Annotated in this window: 19 protein-coding genes and 1 pseudogene; 6 read left to right on the top strand and 14 right to left on the bottom strand. The window is 56.9% G+C overall.

What is annotated here, in order from left to right:
- Positions 1-386 precede the first annotated feature (386 nt).
- Together QPL96_RS04665 and QPL96_RS04660 are read right to left on the bottom strand one after the other, a co-directional pair.
- Positions 387-1,367: a malate dehydrogenase gene (locus QPL96_RS04665; RefSeq protein ID WP_303285888.1), complete on the bottom strand. Its 981-nt coding sequence runs from the start codon at positions 1,365-1,367 to the stop codon at positions 387-389.
- 239 nt (positions 1,368-1,606) lie between these two features.
- The gene (locus QPL96_RS04660) at positions 1,607-2,023 is read right to left on the bottom strand and encodes a hypothetical protein (RefSeq protein ID WP_303285886.1); all 417 of its coding nucleotides are present in this window, start codon (positions 2,021-2,023) and stop codon (positions 1,607-1,609) included.
- Positions 2,024-2,317: 294 nt separating this feature from the next.
- On the opposite strand from QPL96_RS04660, the gene QPL96_RS04655 reads away from it, so the two are divergent.
- Positions 2,318-2,542 carry a hypothetical protein gene (locus QPL96_RS04655; protein WP_303285884.1) on the top strand — a complete coding sequence of 75 codons (225 nt, stop codon included), beginning with the start codon at positions 2,318-2,320 and terminating at the stop codon, positions 2,540-2,542.
- Here the strand turns inward: QPL96_RS04655 and QPL96_RS04650 are convergent.
- From QPL96_RS04650 to QPL96_RS04635, 4 genes are all read right to left on the bottom strand, one after another.
- The gene (locus QPL96_RS04650; RefSeq protein WP_303286149.1) at positions 2,539-2,820 is read right to left on the bottom strand and encodes a hypothetical protein; all 282 of its coding nucleotides are present in this window, start codon (positions 2,818-2,820) and stop codon (positions 2,539-2,541) included. The genes QPL96_RS04655 and QPL96_RS04650 overlap by 4 nt on opposite strands.
- Positions 2,821-3,070: 250 nt before the next feature.
- Positions 3,071-3,556: a hypothetical protein gene (locus tag QPL96_RS04645; RefSeq protein ID WP_303285883.1), complete on the bottom strand. Its 486-nt coding sequence runs from the start codon at positions 3,554-3,556 to the stop codon at positions 3,071-3,073.
- 17 nt (positions 3,557-3,573) lie between these two features.
- The gene (locus tag QPL96_RS04640) at positions 3,574-4,323 is read right to left on the bottom strand and encodes a hypothetical protein (RefSeq protein ID WP_303285882.1); all 750 of its coding nucleotides are present in this window, start codon (positions 4,321-4,323) and stop codon (positions 3,574-3,576) included.
- A 224-nt stretch (positions 4,324-4,547) separates the two neighbouring features.
- Complete coding sequence (locus QPL96_RS04635) at positions 4,548-7,079, bottom strand: mechanosensitive ion channel domain-containing protein (protein ID WP_303285881.1); 2,532 nt, start codon at positions 7,077-7,079, stop codon at positions 4,548-4,550.
- A 482-nt stretch (positions 7,080-7,561) separates the two neighbouring features.
- Here QPL96_RS04635 and QPL96_RS04630 point away from each other — a divergent pair, with 482 nt between their 5' ends.
- Positions 7,562-8,068, top strand: a complete 507-nt coding sequence (locus QPL96_RS04630) for a DnaJ domain-containing protein (protein WP_303285879.1) — start codon at positions 7,562-7,564, stop codon at positions 8,066-8,068.
- Positions 8,069-8,070: 2 nt separating this feature from the next.
- Here QPL96_RS04630 and QPL96_RS04625 read toward each other — a convergent pair whose 3' ends face one another.
- Complete coding sequence (locus QPL96_RS04625) at positions 8,071-8,859, bottom strand: secretin N-terminal domain-containing protein (protein WP_303285878.1); 789 nt, start codon at positions 8,857-8,859, stop codon at positions 8,071-8,073.
- 442 nt (positions 8,860-9,301) lie between these two features.
- On the opposite strand from QPL96_RS04625, the gene QPL96_RS04620 reads away from it, so the two are divergent.
- Positions 9,302-9,466 (top strand): hypothetical protein, encoded by a 165-nt coding sequence (locus QPL96_RS04620; RefSeq protein WP_303285877.1) that lies wholly within the window; start codon positions 9,302-9,304, stop codon positions 9,464-9,466.
- On the opposite strand, the pseudogene QPL96_RS04615 reads toward QPL96_RS04620, so the two are convergent.
- Positions 9,411-9,629, bottom strand: a pseudogene (locus QPL96_RS04615) (lysine transporter LysE); the annotation flags it as partial. The gene QPL96_RS04620 and the pseudogene QPL96_RS04615 sit on opposite strands and share 56 nt — an antisense overlap.
- 56 nt (positions 9,630-9,685) lie before the next feature.
- On the opposite strand from QPL96_RS04615, the gene QPL96_RS04610 reads away from it, so the two are divergent.
- The 3 genes from QPL96_RS04610 to QPL96_RS04600 all read left to right on the top strand — a co-directional run bounded on the left by QPL96_RS04610 (position 9,686) and on the right by QPL96_RS04600 (position 10,650).
- Positions 9,686-9,847 (top strand): hypothetical protein, encoded by a 162-nt coding sequence (locus QPL96_RS04610; protein ID WP_303285876.1) that lies wholly within the window; start codon positions 9,686-9,688, stop codon positions 9,845-9,847.
- Positions 9,838-10,053 (top strand): hypothetical protein, encoded by a 216-nt coding sequence (locus QPL96_RS04605; RefSeq protein WP_303285875.1) that lies wholly within the window; start codon positions 9,838-9,840, stop codon positions 10,051-10,053. The genes QPL96_RS04610 and QPL96_RS04605 overlap by 10 nt, the downstream gene beginning before the upstream one ends.
- Before the next feature lie 123 nt (positions 10,054-10,176).
- Positions 10,177-10,650 (top strand): Dps family protein, encoded by a 474-nt coding sequence (locus tag QPL96_RS04600; RefSeq protein WP_303285874.1) that lies wholly within the window; start codon positions 10,177-10,179, stop codon positions 10,648-10,650.
- Between the two features lie 93 nt (positions 10,651-10,743).
- On the opposite strand, the gene QPL96_RS04595 is transcribed toward QPL96_RS04600, so the two are convergent.
- The 6 genes from QPL96_RS04595 to QPL96_RS04570 form a co-directional block, all read right to left on the bottom strand.
- The gene (locus QPL96_RS04595; RefSeq protein ID WP_303285873.1) at positions 10,744-11,868 is read right to left on the bottom strand and encodes an NAD(P)/FAD-dependent oxidoreductase; all 1,125 of its coding nucleotides are present in this window, start codon (positions 11,866-11,868) and stop codon (positions 10,744-10,746) included.
- Complete coding sequence (locus QPL96_RS04590) at positions 11,868-13,181, bottom strand: cyclopropane-fatty-acyl-phospholipid synthase family protein (protein WP_303285872.1); 1,314 nt, start codon at positions 13,179-13,181, stop codon at positions 11,868-11,870. Before QPL96_RS04590 ends, QPL96_RS04595 begins: the two co-directional genes overlap by 1 nt.
- Positions 13,182-13,425: 244 nt before the next feature.
- Positions 13,426-14,721 carry a TRAP transporter large permease subunit gene (locus QPL96_RS04585; RefSeq protein ID WP_303285871.1) on the bottom strand — a complete coding sequence of 432 codons (1,296 nt, stop codon included), beginning with the start codon at positions 14,719-14,721 and terminating at the stop codon, positions 13,426-13,428.
- Positions 14,718-15,263, bottom strand: a complete 546-nt coding sequence (locus QPL96_RS04580; RefSeq protein WP_303285869.1) for a TRAP transporter small permease subunit — start codon at positions 15,261-15,263, stop codon at positions 14,718-14,720. The genes QPL96_RS04585 and QPL96_RS04580 overlap by 4 nt, the downstream gene beginning before the upstream one ends.
- A gap of 93 nt (positions 15,264-15,356) precedes the next feature.
- On the bottom strand, positions 15,357-16,433 hold the full coding sequence (locus tag QPL96_RS04575; protein WP_303285868.1) for a TRAP transporter substrate-binding protein: 1,077 nt from the start codon (positions 16,431-16,433) through the stop codon (positions 15,357-15,359).
- Between the two features lie 148 nt (positions 16,434-16,581).
- Positions 16,582-17,040 carry an ATPase gene (locus QPL96_RS04570; protein WP_303285867.1) on the bottom strand — a complete coding sequence of 153 codons (459 nt, stop codon included), beginning with the start codon at positions 17,038-17,040 and terminating at the stop codon, positions 16,582-16,584.
- Positions 17,041-17,052: the final 12 nt, after the last annotated feature.

Below are 17,052 nucleotides of genomic sequence, written 5' to 3'. Positions count from 1 at the left end.
AGTCCGGTCGTTGCGATTCATGCATCGGTGAATAAGGGGAGGCTGGCGATCTCCGTTCCCTTGTCGATCCATTGCCGAGCCATTGCGCGACGACGGACTGATTGAATACATGAATCATTGATGTTTGACAAAGCATAGCATCCTACAAAATTCAGGTCGCCATTGTCACCGGGTTGTAAGTATTTCTCGCCAGGATTCCTTATGGCGTCCCGGCAAGCTTCATAAACCGTCCGAATAAGCACTCAATTCCGCAGTCGATAGGCAAGGCTCGCCTTTTTTTATGAATAATTCGGGCTGATAAAAAAGCTCAAACGCTATAGTAGAGAAAATGGGTAAACAAAAACGGGGCGCTGAAGGCCCCGTTTTTAGTTTTTTCTGCGAAATGTTCAGGCGAACAAGTCGGAGCAGGTATCACGCTCTTCCTGAAGCTCTTTTTCAGACGCCTTCATTTGCTTGTTGATAAACTCGCTATTTTCAAGGCCAGTCACTATTTTCCAGTCGCCATTTTGGCAGGTAACCGGGTAGGAATAAATCAAGCCTGCTTCAATACCATAAGAACCGTCCGAATAAACCGCCATAGAAACCCAGTCGCCTTCTTCGGTACCCAGTACCCAGCTGCGCATGTGATCAACTACGCCGTTAGCGGCAGAAGCCGCAGAAGAAGATCCACGTGCTGCGATTACCTCGGCGCCGCGCTTGGCGACCTTGGGCATAAATTCATTATTAACCCAGTCCGAATCGACCATGTCAGTGGCCGCTGCGTTGTCGACTGTGGTGTGTGTGATGTCGGGAACCTGAGTGGTCGAGTGATTGCCCCATATCGTCATTTTCCTTATCCCGCTCATGGCTTTGCCGGTTTTTGCCGCAAGCTGATAAATGGCGCGATTGTGGTCGAGGCGTGTCAACGCGGTAATGTTACGAGGATTGAGGTTAGGCGCATTTTTCATCAGGATATAGGCGTTAGTGTTTGCCGGGTTGCCAACGACGCAAATTTTCATGTTGGCACTGGCAACATCGTTGATGATTTTACCCAGGGTACTGAAAATTTTACCATTGTCTTTTAACAAGTCAGCACGTTCCATGCCGGGGCCGCGCGGTTTGGCGCCGACCATCAAACCGTAATCAGCGTCTTTGAAGGCAACCGCGGGGTCGTCGGTGCAGACGACTTCCTGAAGCAAAGGAAAGGCGCAATCGTTGAGCTCCATTTTAACCGCTTCCAGCACCTTAAGCGCCGGCGTTATTTCTAATAATTGCAGGATGACCGGCTGATCGTTACCCAGCATCTCGCCCGAGGCGATTCTAAAAAGTAGAGAATAACAGATCTGACCGGCTGCACCGGTAACGGCAACGCGTACGGGTTGTTTCATGGTAATAATCCTCTGAGATAAGAAAGGACGATAAATAAGTGATTTTAGGGTTAAAACCGGCGCGATTTTATCATACTAATCCAAAACTTTGTATCCGGACATCAGTCACTCAAACTACGCGGCGTATATGGATTACGCAAGTCATTGGTAGAATAGCAATTTTAAAATAGCGTGTAGATATTTCCAGATAACATTGTGAGTGATGTTGGTATCTTTGCTGTAAGCCCATAAATCAGCACCTACATTCCAGCCCTGAGGTTGAACCCATAAACCTCCGCAAAAACCTCATGCGGCAGCCGTCCGGGACGGGCTTGTTGTTTCTCGCGAACCTTCCGGCTCAGGCGCTTCAGGGTATCGCTGGGTTGGGCGCGCTCCGATTCCGGTAGTGGTTCGGACCAGCGCTGCACCCCGTATTGGGTTGCCCCCTGGGCCTGGATGACCCAGGCCTGGATGTCCTCCCAGAGAAGGAACACTGGGTCGTCGGAATCCGACGGCACCAGGCACACCTCCCGGCGCTGGCGATTGAAGCGGGTGGGGACGACGCCTTGGAGTTTGAAGTAGGAGAAGAACCGGGGTAATAAGGCTATTAAAAGGCCGAACAGAGTGAAACCCATACCGTAAGGAATACCAAACAAAACAGCATCCCAAAAAGACATAACTGCATCTGTGAGCCCCCTCACCCCAGACCAATCCCCCAAAAAAGATCGTGATGGGAAAAACCACACAAGTAATAACAAGCATGACCATAGGACCACCGATGGTTACTTGCCAACTAAGCACATTAGGCGTGAAGGCACCCAGCTCCAGGTATTCATTACGAACGTCCGCGACGATATGACTGTGGTCAACGGGAGGCAGACCAGTAGGTAGCGGCAAGGGTGACAGGTAGTTAACTGTGCCACTTGCAACGTATCCAGAACCGGAGCCATGGACCGAACCCAGGTTTCTGGATGTTTAGTCCATGGCGTCCAGCCGGTTTCCGGCTGAACGCGCCAGCACGCAAGGGAGACCTTATGCTGGGGCAGTTGACTGATGGGGCGATTGAGGGCATTCGCCGGCAGGCCGTGGCAGTTCAGGTAGAAACCCCGGGGCTCCCCTTCCGCCTGGCCATTTTGAGTCAGTGTGATGGCACTACCGGTTTGCTCCAGTGCCTCTATATACTCGTCCAGCGTTAGCGGTTGTTCCCGGTCAGCAGGTCCAGGTCTTTCTGGGCATGAATGTAAACCTGTTCTTTGTCCGCTTCGTCTTCGAGTCTCAGTTCGTTGCTGCCTTCGCCCTTGTAGCGGTAGTGCCAGCCTTCTTCGGCCGACAGACGCTCGAGAAAGGCCAGATCCAGCCGGCCATGGAACAGGCTCGACAGCGATTCGGTCAGCTCAAGGCCAACCACCGCGAAGAAATCCCGGGGACGTCCGCCAATGCGGGCGGTGAACTGCAGTCCATTGGCCTGGGGCATGTCTTCGGTCCTTGAAGATCGGATGTTTTATTTTGGGGGGTTATCGATGAATCGATCACCGGTTCCGTGGTGAAGCACCCAAAATATGATCGGAAAGTATCAATCCTTGGGCGAAAAATCTACCCTGGCTGTCACGAATCAAGCGGTAACACCTGCTCGCCCCGAAGACCCGCCTCAATCGCCTGATCCACCAGCCTCAGTAGCCCCACCCCGGTCGGTTTTATGAACCTGCGGCATGGGGCCAGGTACTTCACTTACCGAAGTGTCGATGTGTAAATTGTGCCTCCAGGACACCCTGTACACCGGGGCGAATAATCTGCAAATTGATGTGGTATACCTCATTATCTGGAATATTGAAGTAATTTCCATAGGTTACGCTATCGGCAATGGGCATGGGGTCGAACTTTTTCTTCTTGCTGCCCTGGCCGATCTCCATTACGCCGCCGGTCACCTGTGCATCCTCAATGCGCTTCCCGGTGGCATTGTCAAACAGGGCCACGACCACGTGATCGCGGTGGCCTTTGGCCGGTAAACCGCCATGCATACTGGCTTCCGGATGCTCGCTGGGGTGGCCCTGGACAATCTGCGGTGGTATCACGCCCAGATAGATTGCCACACCATCGATCACCTGGAAATTCTCCGGGGCATCTGCCGCTGCGGTTATGCTGCTAAGACTGCTCAGGCCGATCACCAAAAATACAGCTGCCCAGAATGTTTTCACCGAGTATATGTGCATACCTTGTTCTCCTAGCTTTAGTTGACAGAGTTGTTTGCTTCCGGCGCCCGCAGGAACCAGAGCTGATACAGTGAGATCAGGATTTGTGCCCCCCACGCCAGCCCGAGCAGCACACCAGATGCCACCACGGTGTAAGCGTAGAACGGGTCCCACTTGGTAAGAAACCAGGCCAGGATATCGGCGAAGATTGCCACGAAGGGCGAAACCATCAGCGTCGTCTTGAGCCACTCAGCCAAAGCGGAGAGACGAAAAATGATTCCGATTCCCAGCGCGACGAGACCGATGCCGAACAAGTGGATATGTGATAGCTTCATCAGTGTATGCAGGGATTCGCCGGTATCTACCTCCGCCACCTGCCTGATACCCTTATAGGTGGACAAATCTGGCACATTCAATCCTGAGGCGGGGCTGTGGCATTGCAGACAGCTTTTTTCCAGGATAGGACGTATATCGGCATCATACCTTTTCTCGGATCCTTCATCCTTCAACCAGGCTACGATCTGGTCGCGATCCTCGAGTTGCTGGATGTACCCGGCCATCGGGCCACGGATCGCTGCCTCCAGTCGCGTTCCACTGCGGTTCCCATAGTAGTTGTCGACAATGTCCTGCATGGACAAGCCCGGTTCGCCGTCATGCCCTTCATGGCTGGTATACAGGTAGGTTAGCGCCATCAGATAACCAATACCGATAAGCAGCAGAAACGATGTGTAAAGCAGTTTCTCGCTCACCGGGCAATCATAGAACGTACGATGTGCGGTTAATTCCATTCCCAACTTCTCCTTCAGGCCCTTCCTGATTTGGGCTTTTCTTCGCTGATTGCCAGCGCTTTGCGCTGCGCCAACCCGGTGTTTTCATTGTCTTTGCCAGGATCACCCGTTGCTGGAGGCAACGGGTATTCACTTTGCCGGTCACGCCGGCATCTGTCCATAATTCGCCGGAAAACCGGGGCATCTATTTTTCCGGGAAAACCGGTACTTCCAATACAGGCGTGTCACGAGTCTGTGCTCTGGGTGTCGGTTATTATGTGGATATCCCGCTGCGGGAATGGAATCTGAATCCCCGCCTCGCGCAATGTCCGGGTGATGGCAGCATACACCTCATGAGATAGCGGCATGATGTCGAGCATGGATTTCACGAACACTCTCATTTCAAAGTTGATGCTGCTGTCCGCCAGTGCTACGCAGAACACCGACGGAGGCGGGTCTTTGACCACCCTGCTGTTGGCCGTGGCGACATCGTTGAGCAGGCTTTGGACCGTGTCGATATCCGAACCGTAGGCCACGCCCACCCGCACGATGACACGGGTAATGGAATCCGACAGTGTCCAGTTGGTGAGGTCCTGGGTCACAAAGGTCTTGTTGGGAACAATCTGCTCTTTCCGGTCCCAGTCGATCAGCGTGGTTGCCCGGATACGGATGCGCGCAACGGTGCCGGTTGTTCCACCCACGGTCACAGTATCACCCACACGAATGGGCCGTTCGAACAGGATAATGATGCCTGAGACAAAATTGGCAACGATTTCCTGTAATCCGAAACCGAGCCCCACGCCCAGCGCGGCGACCAGCCACTGGAGCTTGGACCACTGGGCGCCAAGGGCGCCGAAGGTCACCACAACGCCAACGATGATGATCACATAGGTGACCAGCGTCGTGATGGCATAGCCAGTGCCCGGCGCGAGCTTCATTCGGCTGAGCAAGGCCACTTCCAGGGTGCCCGGCAAGTTACGGGCCGCCAGAATCGTTGCCAAACCGAACAATAGCGATAGCAACAGATCTTCCAATGTTACCACCAGGGCCTGGCCCCCTTCGGTCAGTGGCGCAACGGTCCAGAGCGTGATTTCATTCAGGAACCGAAAGGCGGGAAAGACATTGGCCCAAAGCAGCCAGAGGCCGACGGCGGTCAGCGCCCCGGCAAGTATCCGCAACAACGCCTTGCTCTGGCTGCTGATGGCCTGCAGGTCCATCTCCGGCATGTCCAGCGTCGTCGGCAGCCCCTCTCCGGATGCATCGGCGGCTTCTCTTGCCGCCGCCAGTTCCTGCTGGGCGGCGCGTTTCTCTCTCAGTCGCTCAAGCGCCATTCGCCGCTCCCGCACTGAAAGTGCTCTCAGGGCCAGGTAGTAAAGCAGGGCGACGATGGCCACCCAGCAGGTGGTTAAAAACAGGGTGCCCTCAAGCTGGACTGCCGTGTAATGGTAGCCATAGAGCGAAAACGCCATGAGAACGAGTGGTGTGGCGACAACAGCCAGATAGATCAGCCGCGGCATCAGGGGCGCCCTGCCCTCAACTTCTCGCGCCAGACGGGGTTTCAGAACCCGGTGGGCGAACAACGACAGCGCAATGGACGCCAGTGCGAAGATGACACGTCCCAGGCTGTCCCGGAACGACTCTCCGATGGCGGCCTCGGTCAAGGGTGTCAGCATTGCCGCTGGCACCATAACAAACATCAGCCTGGGCATACCACGGCGGATGGCCTTGAGGGTGTCGGCACGCCACTTGAAGTGGCGTTCGCCAAGCCCGCCGGAACGGGAAACCTGGTAAACCATGCTGAGCAGAAAAAACAGAAATGCGGCGTTCCGGAGCCCAGTGGACAGCGCCGCGCCAAACTCTCCCCCCTGCGAGACCAGTAGCGCCAGAAACGCCAGCGCAACCGTGCCCATCAGAGCCAGGGCGATGGAGTAACCCAGGCCCGCAAAGGTATGGCGGGCGTGATCCCGGGCGACGTTGCCAATAGTCTCCCCTGTTGCTTCCAGCGCGCGCCGGGTCCTGGCTCTGGTGGTCACAAGCGCCGCCAGAAGTAATGCCAATATCACCAACGGAACCGGATGGGTCCGCAATGCCTTCGGCGTTGACTGCAATAGCTCGTACCACCGGGTGGGGCTCAGCAACCACGCAACGGCGGCAGCCAGCTCTGAGAAAGACTGAACCCGTATGGGGTCGGTGCTGGGCAGCCAGAACAGTCGCTGCCGCAACAGGGACTGATAGGCGATAATGAGCTCCTGGGTGGCATTGACCGACACAAAGTAGTCATTCAGCACTTCAAGATGGGCCGTTACGGCTGTACCGAGTTTCGCCAGAAGGTCCGCCCGGCGCTGAGCCAGGCGATCATTGGCTATAGCTGATGGCTGCAGGAGGGCATCGAACTCCTCCAGCCGGAACTGCTCCATGCGTGCCGCCTCCAACTGACTTTTGATGGTTGTCGTCAGGTTGTCGGCCAGGTGCTGCCGTTCCAGCCGGTCCAACCGGCGGCGAAGCAGGTTGGCATAATCTTCGGTCAGGTCCAGACCGGCGGTTTGAAGCCGCCGTTGCAGCCCCTGGTGCTCAGCATCCAGTCGCTTCCGCCAGGTTTCGGCAAAGGCAAGTCGTTCCCGTGTATCCTCCAGCGCCTGTTGTCGCTGTGTCAGTGCTTCCTCCAGCGAACGGATCTCTGCCTGTATACCCGACCGGGAATCTGACAACTCCTCAATCGCCACCGGTGCGGGCGTTTCTGGAGCGTTCGGAACCTCGATGGGGGAAAGCTCAGACATCCCGGGCTCTGCGCTGTCTGCCCCCGGTGCAAAACATGACAGAGTCAACGCTAAAATCAGGTACGCGGAAACAGCGCGATAACGCATCGCAGTTCCATGCTGAGTTCGTTTCTTGGTCATCAGCATTCTCACTTACCAGCGCTCATTCGCAAACATAGAGCACTGATATTAAATAAGAAAATAAGGTGATCCGGAAGGAAGTCTCCAGCGGAAAAGGGTGCTTTTTGTCGCAAGCCATAAAAATAAAAGAACAAACCCAAATCCGTGGGGATAACAGTGCGTCAAAAACGCAGCGTCCAGGGCAGTATATTTGATCTTTAGCAAGAGCACGAGATCGGACGCGAACCCGGGGCGATGTCCGGTTGGTCGGACCCGCACAAACAGACGGCCACCCCGGTTTGCCGGTTTCCAGAGCAGAGGCGCTGGTAATGCGACAGGATACAGTGACAGAATTACGACCGTACTCAAGGTAAGGATCAACCATGCAGTGGATTCTGGGAATCGCGTTGGCAGCCGCCGTGTTTGTGATTCTGAAGCAGTGGGGCGCGTTGTCCGCCGAGAAGAAAAAGGCCGCTACCTGGAAAGTTGTCCTGGTGGTGGGTGGTGCCCTTCTGTTTTTTATGGTTCTGACGGGTCGCATCCAAGTGCTGACCGCCGCAGTGGCTGCCGTTATTCCACTGTTGCGCAAGCTGCCGGCGTTGCTGAAATACGCCCCAGCCCTAAACTGGATGTTTGCGGACAAGCGGCAGGGTGGGGGCGCCGGGCAGGAAAACCGGCAGTCGGATCCGGCCAGTGAGCTGAGTGGCCAGATGTCGGTGCGCGAAGCCCGTGACGTCCTCGGAGTGAAAGCCGGCTGTTCTGAAGAGGACATCGTGATGGCCCATCGCCGGCTGATGCAAAAGCTTCACCCTGACCGGGGGGGTAACGATTACCTCGCCGCCAAACTCAACGAAGCCAAGCAGGTTCTGCTGGGCAAACGCAAAGCCTGAGGTCAGGGCAGAAGGTCGACCCTGACCTCAAAGCTCCGGTTGTCGGAGCGGCTGCTGTTCACCTGATAGGTGATTCCGCTGCGTTCCCCGGCCGAGCTGGTTGCTGTGCTGCCCAGTGACACCCACTGCCCTGGCTCGACCCGTCGGGTGGTGACCACGGCTTCGGTTTCATAGCCGTCCAGACTCGCCGGGTCCTCCTCGAACGAAACAATGCTCAGCTCAACCGCCTGATTGGAAATTACCTGCGGGCTGACCAGAAACCCGCTTCGGGTTTCAACCTGCTCAAGGAAGGCGGCCGGATTCCGGCCACCCCGGACGGCGACCGGAATTGTCCGGATCTGGCCTGAAGTGATATGGGCGGACTGGCCATCCTGCATAACCAGCGTTCTCTCCTGGGTGCTGCCGGTACTGGTCACGCGCCGCTGTGCCGAAAGTTCCACCCGGTCCCCGGACGCAGAAATACCGGCTCCCGACCGCTTGCCCCCTGTATCGGTTCTGGAGCGAACGGTAATCCGGAGCTGAACCGGCGCGACATCAAGGGTCTCAACGAGCCTTCCTATTTCATCCAGCAGCTCTGGCTCGCCGCGAACCACCAGTTGTGCCCCCCGAGCGGTGACAGCGACGGAAGAACCCTGGTAAAGCTGGCGAACCTGTGCCGCCACATCCTCCGCGGACCGGTTGTTGAGCTGGTAGTCCCGGGTCTCCGCCTGGGCCACGGCGCGGCCTGAACACAAGCCGAGGAGTGCGGCCAGCAAGAGGTATAGCGGGTATCGTCCAGAATGTGCGGTCATTGCTCGCTCCCAACCGTACTGCCGGAACTGACAAATTCCGGCACACGGGTTGCCAAGTTGAAAACCGGGGGGTATAGCTTGAAAAGCATGAAGACGACGCACGCGATCTGTCAATTGAATGTTCTGCAAGTTTTCGGCGCCAGGCTGCCACCGGAATCAAAAAGCCCCGACTGGTAGCCCAGCCGGGGCTTTTTGATTCTGACGCAGGAAAACGGGAACACTGACATGAACATGCCCTTGAACACCGAACTGACAGACGAGACAGCGGAGTCTTTGGCTCTGCATCGACAGGAAGTTGCTCTGCCGATGCCGACCGGCTTCAAGAACGGCACCGATGGCGGTATTGCCGTTGCAACAGATGCCATGAGATCGGCCAGCCATCCACACCACCACCTGGGAGTGTCCGCAACCGGAGTGCCAGCTGGATATCAGCCGGGAGGTGATGGCTCAGCGCCGGGCCGGCAACCGCCATATTTGCGGCTTGATGCTGGAGAGCTTCCTGGAATCGGGCCGTCAGAACGATGGTGAGGACTTGCGTTACGGCTGTTCGATTACCGATCCGTGCCTGGGGTGGGCCCAGACGGAGGCTCTGATCCGCTCACTGTAGACAACAGTAGCTGGCCGGCCAGCACAAGCAGTACGCCACCCATTAACCGGTCCAGCCAGTGGCCAATGCGATTGAAGCTCCTGCGTACCTTCGGCAGGGTGAAGAAAACGGCTACCATGGCGAACCAGAGCCCGGTTGCCAGCGCCATATAAAGGCCATATCCGACCGAACCTTCTTCGGTTCCCGGGCTCTGGGAATGCCCCTCAGGAGACTGTTGTTATGAACAAACGAAAAGTGGAGCGGGTTGATGATGGTGTTGCCATTACTCTTTCCGATGGCACTGGCGGCGAAAAAGCCGAGATGTTCGATTACCTGCTGGCGGCGACCGGACGCCGCTGGCCGTCGTCTTCACCGATCCACAGATTGCCACCGTGGGGCTGACCATCAATCAGGTGGATGAACGCTGTCACGGCCGCTTTGCGGTCGGTGAGGTGTCCTTTGAAGACCAGGGCCGGAGCCGCGTTATCGGAAAGAATTGCGGGCTACTCAGGGTATATGGTGAGCACGGCAGTGGTCTGTTCATGGGCGCGGAGATGTTCGGCCCGGCGCCGGAGGAAGGCTGCACTGATTGCGGGCCGGGAATCTGAACCGGCTCCAGTATGGATAAAACAGTACTATCGGGGGTATTGGCGAACTAAACTTCACAAATTTCAGTGATCTGGCTTACGATTAACGGGTCAATTTTTCATTCGCTGTCAAGGAGACACGCTATGGGTAAGAACTTTATTGGTCTGGATACCGAGAAGACCGCAAAACTTGCAGACTCGCTCAACGAGCTGCTATCCAATTACCAGATTTTTTACATGAACGTGCGCGGGTACCACTGGAACATCAAGGGTGACAACTTTTTCGAGCTGCATGTGAAATTTGAAGAGCTCTACGACGATCTGCTGTTGAAAATCGACGAGATTGCCGAGCGGGTGCTCACTCTTGGCCATCGTCCTGCCCATGCCTACAGCACCTACATCGAACGCTCCGAGGTGCCCGAGCGCAAGGATGTTTCCGATGGTAAGGACGCCATGGAGAACATCGTAGACAGTTTTGCCAAGCTGATTGGCAAGCAACGTGCACTGCTCAACCTCGCAGGCGAAGCAGAAGACGAAGGCACGGTGGCGCTGATGAGTGACTACATATCCCAGCAGGAAAAGACGGTCTGGATGTACCGCAGCTACCTCGGCCACTGAACCGGAGTTCCAGGATTGATGGCGGCTTTCACCAGGCCGCCATTTTTAAGCTCTTTACCGGTAACGGTGCTCCCGGGGTTATTTCCGGCAGTGTCAGATGGCAGCCTGAAGTGGCGGCACTTCCTGATGCAGGAACCACTTCTCCGTCACCACCTTCCGGGTAAACCAGTGTGACCGCATCAGGGTGCTGGCCAGGGGCATCTTGACCCAGTCCGGCACCTGCCAGCCTTGCTCCGTGTCGGCGGCACGGTTGCCAAAGCGTTCTGCAATGGCCTCGCCGTATACCTGCAGCGAAGAGGCGGAAGAGTCAGGGGCATGGCGAATCACATCCGCTGCCATCAGGGCTGATTCGATCGCTGGCCGTATGCCTTCACCGCTCTGGGTATAGGCAAGACCGGCCGAGTCACCGATCAGCAACATGCCATCATCCACCAATGGCCGTTCGGCATGGGCATACAGCAGATAGGCGTGGCCCTTGAAGTGCCCGGGCAGATCCGCCGGGATACGTCCGGCTGACTTCATCTCCTCCACGAATGCCTGCAGGTGGCCGGTCAGTTTGTGGTTGTCTTCCCGGCCCAGGCCAATATTCAGGTAATTGCCTTTGCGGAAGACCCAGGCGTAGCCCTTGAGGTCCCGGCAGAACCAGAGTTCCGGTGTGTCGCCCCGGGCCTGGCAGACCGACGCCTGCTCCGATGTCATCTCGAATTCAACTTCCTTGGCGGCAACCACGGTCTCATGGCTGCCGGGCCCCTCGCCAAGCAGCCGCGCCACCGGGCAGAAGTGGCCGCCCGCACCCACCACCAGGGGCGTTTCCCAGGTGTCGTTAATGACCCAGTTCCCCTCCCTTCGGACAATCGATTTGACGGGCGTGGCAAGCTGCTTCGGGCAGGTAGCACGGCTGAGCAGGTACTGGTCAAACTCGAACCGGCGGATGCCATAACTGACCACGTCGCCGTGATCGTTTTCCACGGCGGCTTGCCCCATCATGCCAATGCGGAAGCGCCGGATTGGCTGCAGGGTTCGGCTGGTCCCATAGTCTTGCGGGTCGATATTCAGGGTTTTCATCACTGCGGGCGTTACCCAGCCCGCACAGGTTTTGTCTCTGGGAAAATCCTGTTTGTCGATGATCAGTATTCGTTTGCCGCTGTTCCCCAGGGCACTGGCCAGGGTGGAGCCTGCGGGGCCGGCACCGACGATGATCAGATCATAGTAGTCCATCAGGCCTCCTCGGGTGCCGCGGGAAAGTTGTAGAGATCCTGCCGGCTTTGTGGCAGCCGGTTATTGTCACCGTGGGTGAAGATAACCTGGAACAGCTGCAGGGAGCCGGCCCGGAAGGCGGCCATGGAGCCGGCCAGGTACATGCGCCAGGCCCGGGTGAAATGGTCGTCGTACATGGCGGTTACCTTGTCTTCGTTCTCGTTGAAGCGCTCCATCCAGTGGCTGAGGGTCTGGGCATAGTGCAGGCGCAGATTTTCCACATCCAGTACCGAGAAATCGCCGTGTTCGCAGATCTGCATGAATTCACCGATGCTCGGTGGATAGGCGCCCGGGAAGATTCGTTTCTCGATCCAGGCGTTCATCAGCATCGGGCGATTACGACCGATGCTGTGGAGCAGGGCAATGCCGTCGGGTTTGAGGCTCCGTTTAATCAACTCGGACAGGGACTCGTAGTTTTCCTTGCCCACATGCTCAAGCATGCCGATGGACACAAAGGCATCGTACTGGCCGCTGATGTTGCGGTAGTCGTCCTCAACGTACTCGACCAGATGATCCAGCCCCTGTTTGTGGGCCTCTTTTCGGGCGTAGTCCAGTTGTTCCCGGGAAATGTTGTAGGAGTGGACTTTCACCCCGTAATTACGGGCCATGTAGCGGGCCAGCCCGCCCCAGCCGCAGCCGGCCTCGACAACGGTCATGCCGGGTTTGAGCCGGAGCTTGCGGCAGACGTGTTCCAGCTTTGCCAGTTGGGCCTGTTCCAGGCTCAGGTCCGGGGTTTCGTAATAGGCGCAGGTGTACTGCATTTCGGCGTTGTCCAGCCAGAGCCGGTAGAACTCGTTACCGAGATCGTAATGGTGATGGATGTTTTCCCTGGCTTCGGAGATGCCGGCGGATCGCGGGGTGTGATTGCGCCACAGGGCCTCCAGCCATTTCGGCCATTTCCGGCGGGCCTGATGAACGGCCCGGTAAAGGGCCTCCATCAGGTCTGGCAAATCGCCTTCCACTTCCAGCCGTCCGGCGCTGTACAGATCGCCAAAGGCCAGGTTGGGGTTGGTGACCAGGGCATACAGGGCCTTGGGGTCGGTCAGGTGCAGGGTAAACTTCCAACATTGCCCCTCCGGTTCAATGACATCGCCATTCCAGAGCCGGAACCGGACCGGCGGAGAACCTGCCATGCGCATGAGCTTGGCGATCAGCCAGCGCTCGTAGGTATGGGGCGACCGGTCAGCGCGGGTGTCCTCCAGTGGCAGGGTCAGAACGTGGGGTCTGGATTCTTGTCCGTTTTCACGGGTTTTCTGGGCAGTACTCTGGTTCATGGACTCCGCTCTCCCTTGATAGCCTCAACATCAATGTCATTCGTTGACGCTTTGCGCCAGTGGTTCCCAAGCTGCCCGGGAACCGACGGTTGTCCGTTCAGTATAGAAAACTGTCGGATTTTGTCAGGTGGGTACCTTACAGAGGAAAACTATCAGGAGCGTAGCTCAGCCGCAACGCCCTGGTCCGCGCCGGCAAGGAATACCGGGCCCCGGGGCCCGGTATTCTGGCGTGGTCAGTACGTGGTCAGTAAGAGGCGCTCATGCCAAACCATTCGGGGAATACCACGATCAGCGCCAGCACCAGTATCTGGATCAGGATAAAGGGCACAATGCCCCGGTAGATATCGATGGTCCGGACTTCCGGTGGAGCCACGCCTTTCAGGTAGAACAGAGAGAATCCGAACGGCGGGGTCAGGAAGCTCGTCTGAAGGTTCATGGCGACCAGGATCGCAAACCACAGCATGTTGATGCCCATGGCTTCGGCCACCGGCGCCAGGATCGGCACGATGATGAACGAAATCTCCACGAAGTCGATGAAGAAACCGAGGATCAGGATCACCAGCATGGCCAGGATGATGAAGCCCCACTCGCCACCCGGCAGCATGTGCAGCCAGTCTTCCAGCAGATAATCACCGCCGGTGTAGCTGAACACCATGGAAAAGGCAGTGGCACCAATCAGGATCGCGAACACCATGGCGGTGACCTTCACCGTGTCCTTGGACGCGTCCCAGACCATCTGGAAAGAAAACTGCCGGTAAAGGACGGCCAGGACCACCGCGCCCACGCCGCCAAGGGCCGAGGATTCGGTCGGTGTTGCAATGCCGGCGAAAATGGAACCAAGGACGACCACAATCAACGCCAGAGGCGGGATGATGGCCAACAGGGCGTTCAGGACTTCTTTTTTGCGGCTGACCCCAGGGGTATCGGGCATGGCCGGTGCCATCTCTGGCTTCAGGCGAGTAAGAATCAGGATATAGGTAATATAGAGTCCCACCAGCACGACGCCGGGCCAGACCGCGGCCTTGAACAGATCACCCACCGGCAGCCCAAGGACATCGCCGAGGATGATCAGGATGATCGACGGCGGCACGATCTGCCCCAGAGTACCCGAGGCACAGATGGTGCCGGTGCTCAGACGCTTGTCATACTTGTGCGCAAGCATGACCGGCAGGGAAATCAGGCCCATGGCCACCACGCTGGCGCCGACCACGCCGGTGGACGCCGCCAACAAGGCCCCAACGAGAATCGTGGAAATGGCCAGGCCGCCAGGCAGGCCACCGAACAGGCGACCCATGGAGGTCAGCAGTTGCTCCGCCAGCCGGGTACGCTGCAGCACTACGCCCATGAAAATAAACAGGGGAACCGCCATGAGGACCTTGTTCTGCATGACGCTCATGATCCGGAATGGCATGAAAGCGAATAGGTCCATACCCTCGGAGAAGACCCCGAAAAACAGCGCTACACCACCAAAGGTAAAGGCTACCGGGAAGCCCAGCATTAACAGGATAAGGGCTGCTCCGAACATGATTAGACCGATCATGCCAGGCCTCCCGCGCTATGCTCCACTTCGTAGGATTTTTCACCCGACATGACGCGCAGGGCAAAGGTTGCCATGTTGAGACCGGCGGCAGCGATAAAAAATGCCGTGACCGGAATGACTGATTTGATGATCCAGCGATAGGGGAGGCCGCCGGGGTCGCCGCTGCCCTCACCCATGCTGTAGGAGTCAAGGGCATAATGGTACCCGTAGATGCCGATCAGGTAGGCAAACGGAATCACAAATATGAAAGCGCCCACCAAGTTTACCCAGGCTTTGGCTTTATTGCTCCAATTGGTGTAGAAAATATCCACCCGGACATGGCCGTCGGTGCGCAGGGCGTAGGGAATGCCCAGCAGGAACACCACCGAGTACAGGTGCCACTCCATCTCCTGCATACCGATGGACACTTCGTTAAACGCGTAGCGGGCCACGACGTCGTAAAATACGTTGGCGGCCATCAGTATCATGGCCACACAGGCCACCCAGCCGCAGAGATTGGATAGGCGGGCCAGGCCTTCGTCCAGTTTGATAATCCAGCGCATTACAGATCCTCCGCCAACCGGATTGGCGATTGCTATAAACGACAAAACCGGGACCACTCTGAGAGCGATCCCGGCTCCGTAACAGTCGATATCTTACTCGACTTCAGCCATGGTGTTGAGGTAGGCCCGCGTGGAAATGTCCGTGTAGGCGCGGGTTTTTTTCAGGTACGCGTCCTGGGATTCGATAATACGCGCTGCCTGCTTGCTGCCAGCGGCCGCTTCCTTGAGCAGCTTTTTATTGGCGTTGTACATGGCCTGAAATACGTCCGTGGGGAACTGCTTGATCTGGACGTTCGGGTGCTCTCCCTTGATGTTTGCCCAGGCTTCAGCGTTGGCGTGCTGGGATTGGACGAGCATATCATAGGCCGACACGCGCATGGCAGTCTTCAGAATTGCCTGGAGGTCGGCCGGCAGCTTATTCCAGGTATTCTGGTTAACCAGGAATTGCAGCTCGGTCGCAGGTTCATGCCAGCCGGTGTAATAGTAGTCGGCAATCTGCTGGAAACCAAGGCGCAGATCCAGGGCCGGACCTACCCACTCAACCGCATCAATGGTGTTGCGTTCCAGGGCGGTGTACAGCTCGCCCGGCGGAATGTTGGTCGGGCTGACACCGACTTCGGCAAACACCTCGCCGGCAAAGCCCGGAATCCGCATCTTCAGGCCTTGAAGATCTTTCAGCGACTTGATTTCCTTGCGGAACCAGCCACCCATCTGAACACCGGTATTACCGCCCGGGAACGACAGCAGGTTGTGCGGGCTGTACACTTCCTGCATCAGTTCCATACCATCGCCCTGATAGAACCAGGCGTACTGTTCGATGGCGGTCATGCCGAATGGCATGCTGGTGAAAAACAGGGTTTCCGGCACCTTGCCTTTCCAGTAGTAGGACGCTGAATGACCCATGTCGTACTGGCCGGCCTTGACCATGTCAAACACGCCGAACGGTGCCTTGTGCTTGTTGGCGGAATCGATGCGGATGCGCAGGCGGCCATCGGACATCTCTTCGGCCAGTTTGGCCATGCGCTTGGTGGTATCACCGAAAATCGGGAAGTTTGGCCCCCAGGTTTCTGCGAGGCGGAGGGTGAAGGTTTCCTGGGCGAGCGCCTGCGTGGCGGCAAAGGTTGTTGCCACAGCCAGCACAGCCGCGGAAAGAACAGAACGGATCTTCATTGCTCTTCTATCCTCTTATCGTTTTTGTGAGTCGAGCGTTTCGCCCTTTTTGGGGCAAGACCACTCTGGATGCTAGTTGACGTTAGCAATTATCGTTAACAAACGAAATCAAAAACCGCCGGTCGTACGACCTTTGTCGTAACGCGGATCAGATATCTTCCATCCGGCTGATCTGGCTGGCGAGGCGCATGGCTTCGTGCTCCTCCAGAGCCAGCAGATCCTCCAGCAGTGACTTGGCCTCGGGAATCTCAGCCTTTCCGATCAGAGAATTGTAGAGGTCCATCACCTGGTCGTGAAACTGAAAGATTTCGCGCGCGATGTCCCTGAATGTCATGTCGGCATAATGGGTATCGGAAGCCTGGCCGGCCTTGATCGGTTTATGGTTCAGGTAGTCGTAGAGGCGGGTTTTCATTGCCTTCTGATCGGCCTGTTTCTCAAATTCGCCCACGGCTTTTTCAAGCAGGGTTTCGTGACTGGCCAGGTAATCGAGCAGGGCGCTGGCCCGCTCGTCCTTGTTCAGGCTCGCTGATTCATGCAGACACCGGGAAAGATACCCGTGCAATTGGCGAGTCCAGTCAATCAGATCCTCGAATTTTTTTATTTCCATCGGAATGCTCCT

This window comes from Marinobacter sp. SS8-8 (genome assembly GCF_030540945.1).
In the GTDB taxonomy this organism is placed as follows: Bacteria; Pseudomonadota; Gammaproteobacteria; order Pseudomonadales; family Oleiphilaceae; genus Marinobacter.
The sequence above is the reverse complement of the archived record's forward strand: the minus strand, read 5'-3'. Positions and strand labels throughout refer to the sequence as shown.

Bases quoted from the DNA above. Each gene is read 5' to 3' on its own strand.
- QPL96_RS04665 (WP_303285888.1), bottom strand. From the start codon at position 1,367: ATGAAACAACCCGTACGCGTTGCCGTTACCGGTGCAGCCGGTCAGATC.
- QPL96_RS04660 (WP_303285886.1), bottom strand. From the start codon at position 2,023: ATGTCTTTTTGGGATGCTGTTTTGTTTGGTATTCCTTACGGTATGGGT.
- QPL96_RS04655 (WP_303285884.1), top strand. From the start codon at position 2,318: ATGTTTAGTCCATGGCGTCCAGCCGGTTTCCGGCTGAACGCGCCAGCA.
- QPL96_RS04650 (WP_303286149.1), bottom strand. From the start codon at position 2,820: ATGCCCCAGGCCAATGGACTGCAGTTCACCGCCCGCATTGGCGGACGT.
- QPL96_RS04645 (WP_303285883.1), bottom strand. From the start codon at position 3,556: ATGCACATATACTCGGTGAAAACATTCTGGGCAGCTGTATTTTTGGTG.
- QPL96_RS04640 (WP_303285882.1), bottom strand. From the start codon at position 4,323: ATGGAATTAACCGCACATCGTACGTTCTATGATTGCCCGGTGAGCGAG.
- QPL96_RS04635 (WP_303285881.1), bottom strand. From the start codon at position 7,079: ATGTCTGAGCTTTCCCCCATCGAGGTTCCGAACGCTCCAGAAACGCCC.
- QPL96_RS04630 (WP_303285879.1), top strand. From the start codon at position 7,562: ATGCAGTGGATTCTGGGAATCGCGTTGGCAGCCGCCGTGTTTGTGATT.
- QPL96_RS04625 (WP_303285878.1), bottom strand. From the start codon at position 8,859: ATGACCGCACATTCTGGACGATACCCGCTATACCTCTTGCTGGCCGCA.
- QPL96_RS04620 (WP_303285877.1), top strand. From the start codon at position 9,302: ATGGCTCAGCGCCGGGCCGGCAACCGCCATATTTGCGGCTTGATGCTG.
- QPL96_RS04610 (WP_303285876.1), top strand. From the start codon at position 9,686: ATGAACAAACGAAAAGTGGAGCGGGTTGATGATGGTGTTGCCATTACT.
- QPL96_RS04600 (WP_303285874.1), top strand. From the start codon at position 10,177: ATGGGTAAGAACTTTATTGGTCTGGATACCGAGAAGACCGCAAAACTT.
- QPL96_RS04595 (WP_303285873.1), bottom strand. From the start codon at position 11,868: ATGGACTACTATGATCTGATCATCGTCGGTGCCGGCCCCGCAGGCTCC.
- QPL96_RS04590 (WP_303285872.1), bottom strand. From the start codon at position 13,181: ATGAACCAGAGTACTGCCCAGAAAACCCGTGAAAACGGACAAGAATCC.
- QPL96_RS04585 (WP_303285871.1), bottom strand. From the start codon at position 14,721: ATGATCGGTCTAATCATGTTCGGAGCAGCCCTTATCCTGTTAATGCTG.
- QPL96_RS04580 (WP_303285869.1), bottom strand. From the start codon at position 15,263: ATGCGCTGGATTATCAAACTGGACGAAGGCCTGGCCCGCCTATCCAAT.
- QPL96_RS04575 (WP_303285868.1), bottom strand. From the start codon at position 16,433: ATGAAGATCCGTTCTGTTCTTTCCGCGGCTGTGCTGGCTGTGGCAACA.
- QPL96_RS04570 (WP_303285867.1), bottom strand. From the start codon at position 17,040: ATGGAAATAAAAAAATTCGAGGATCTGATTGACTGGACTCGCCAATTG.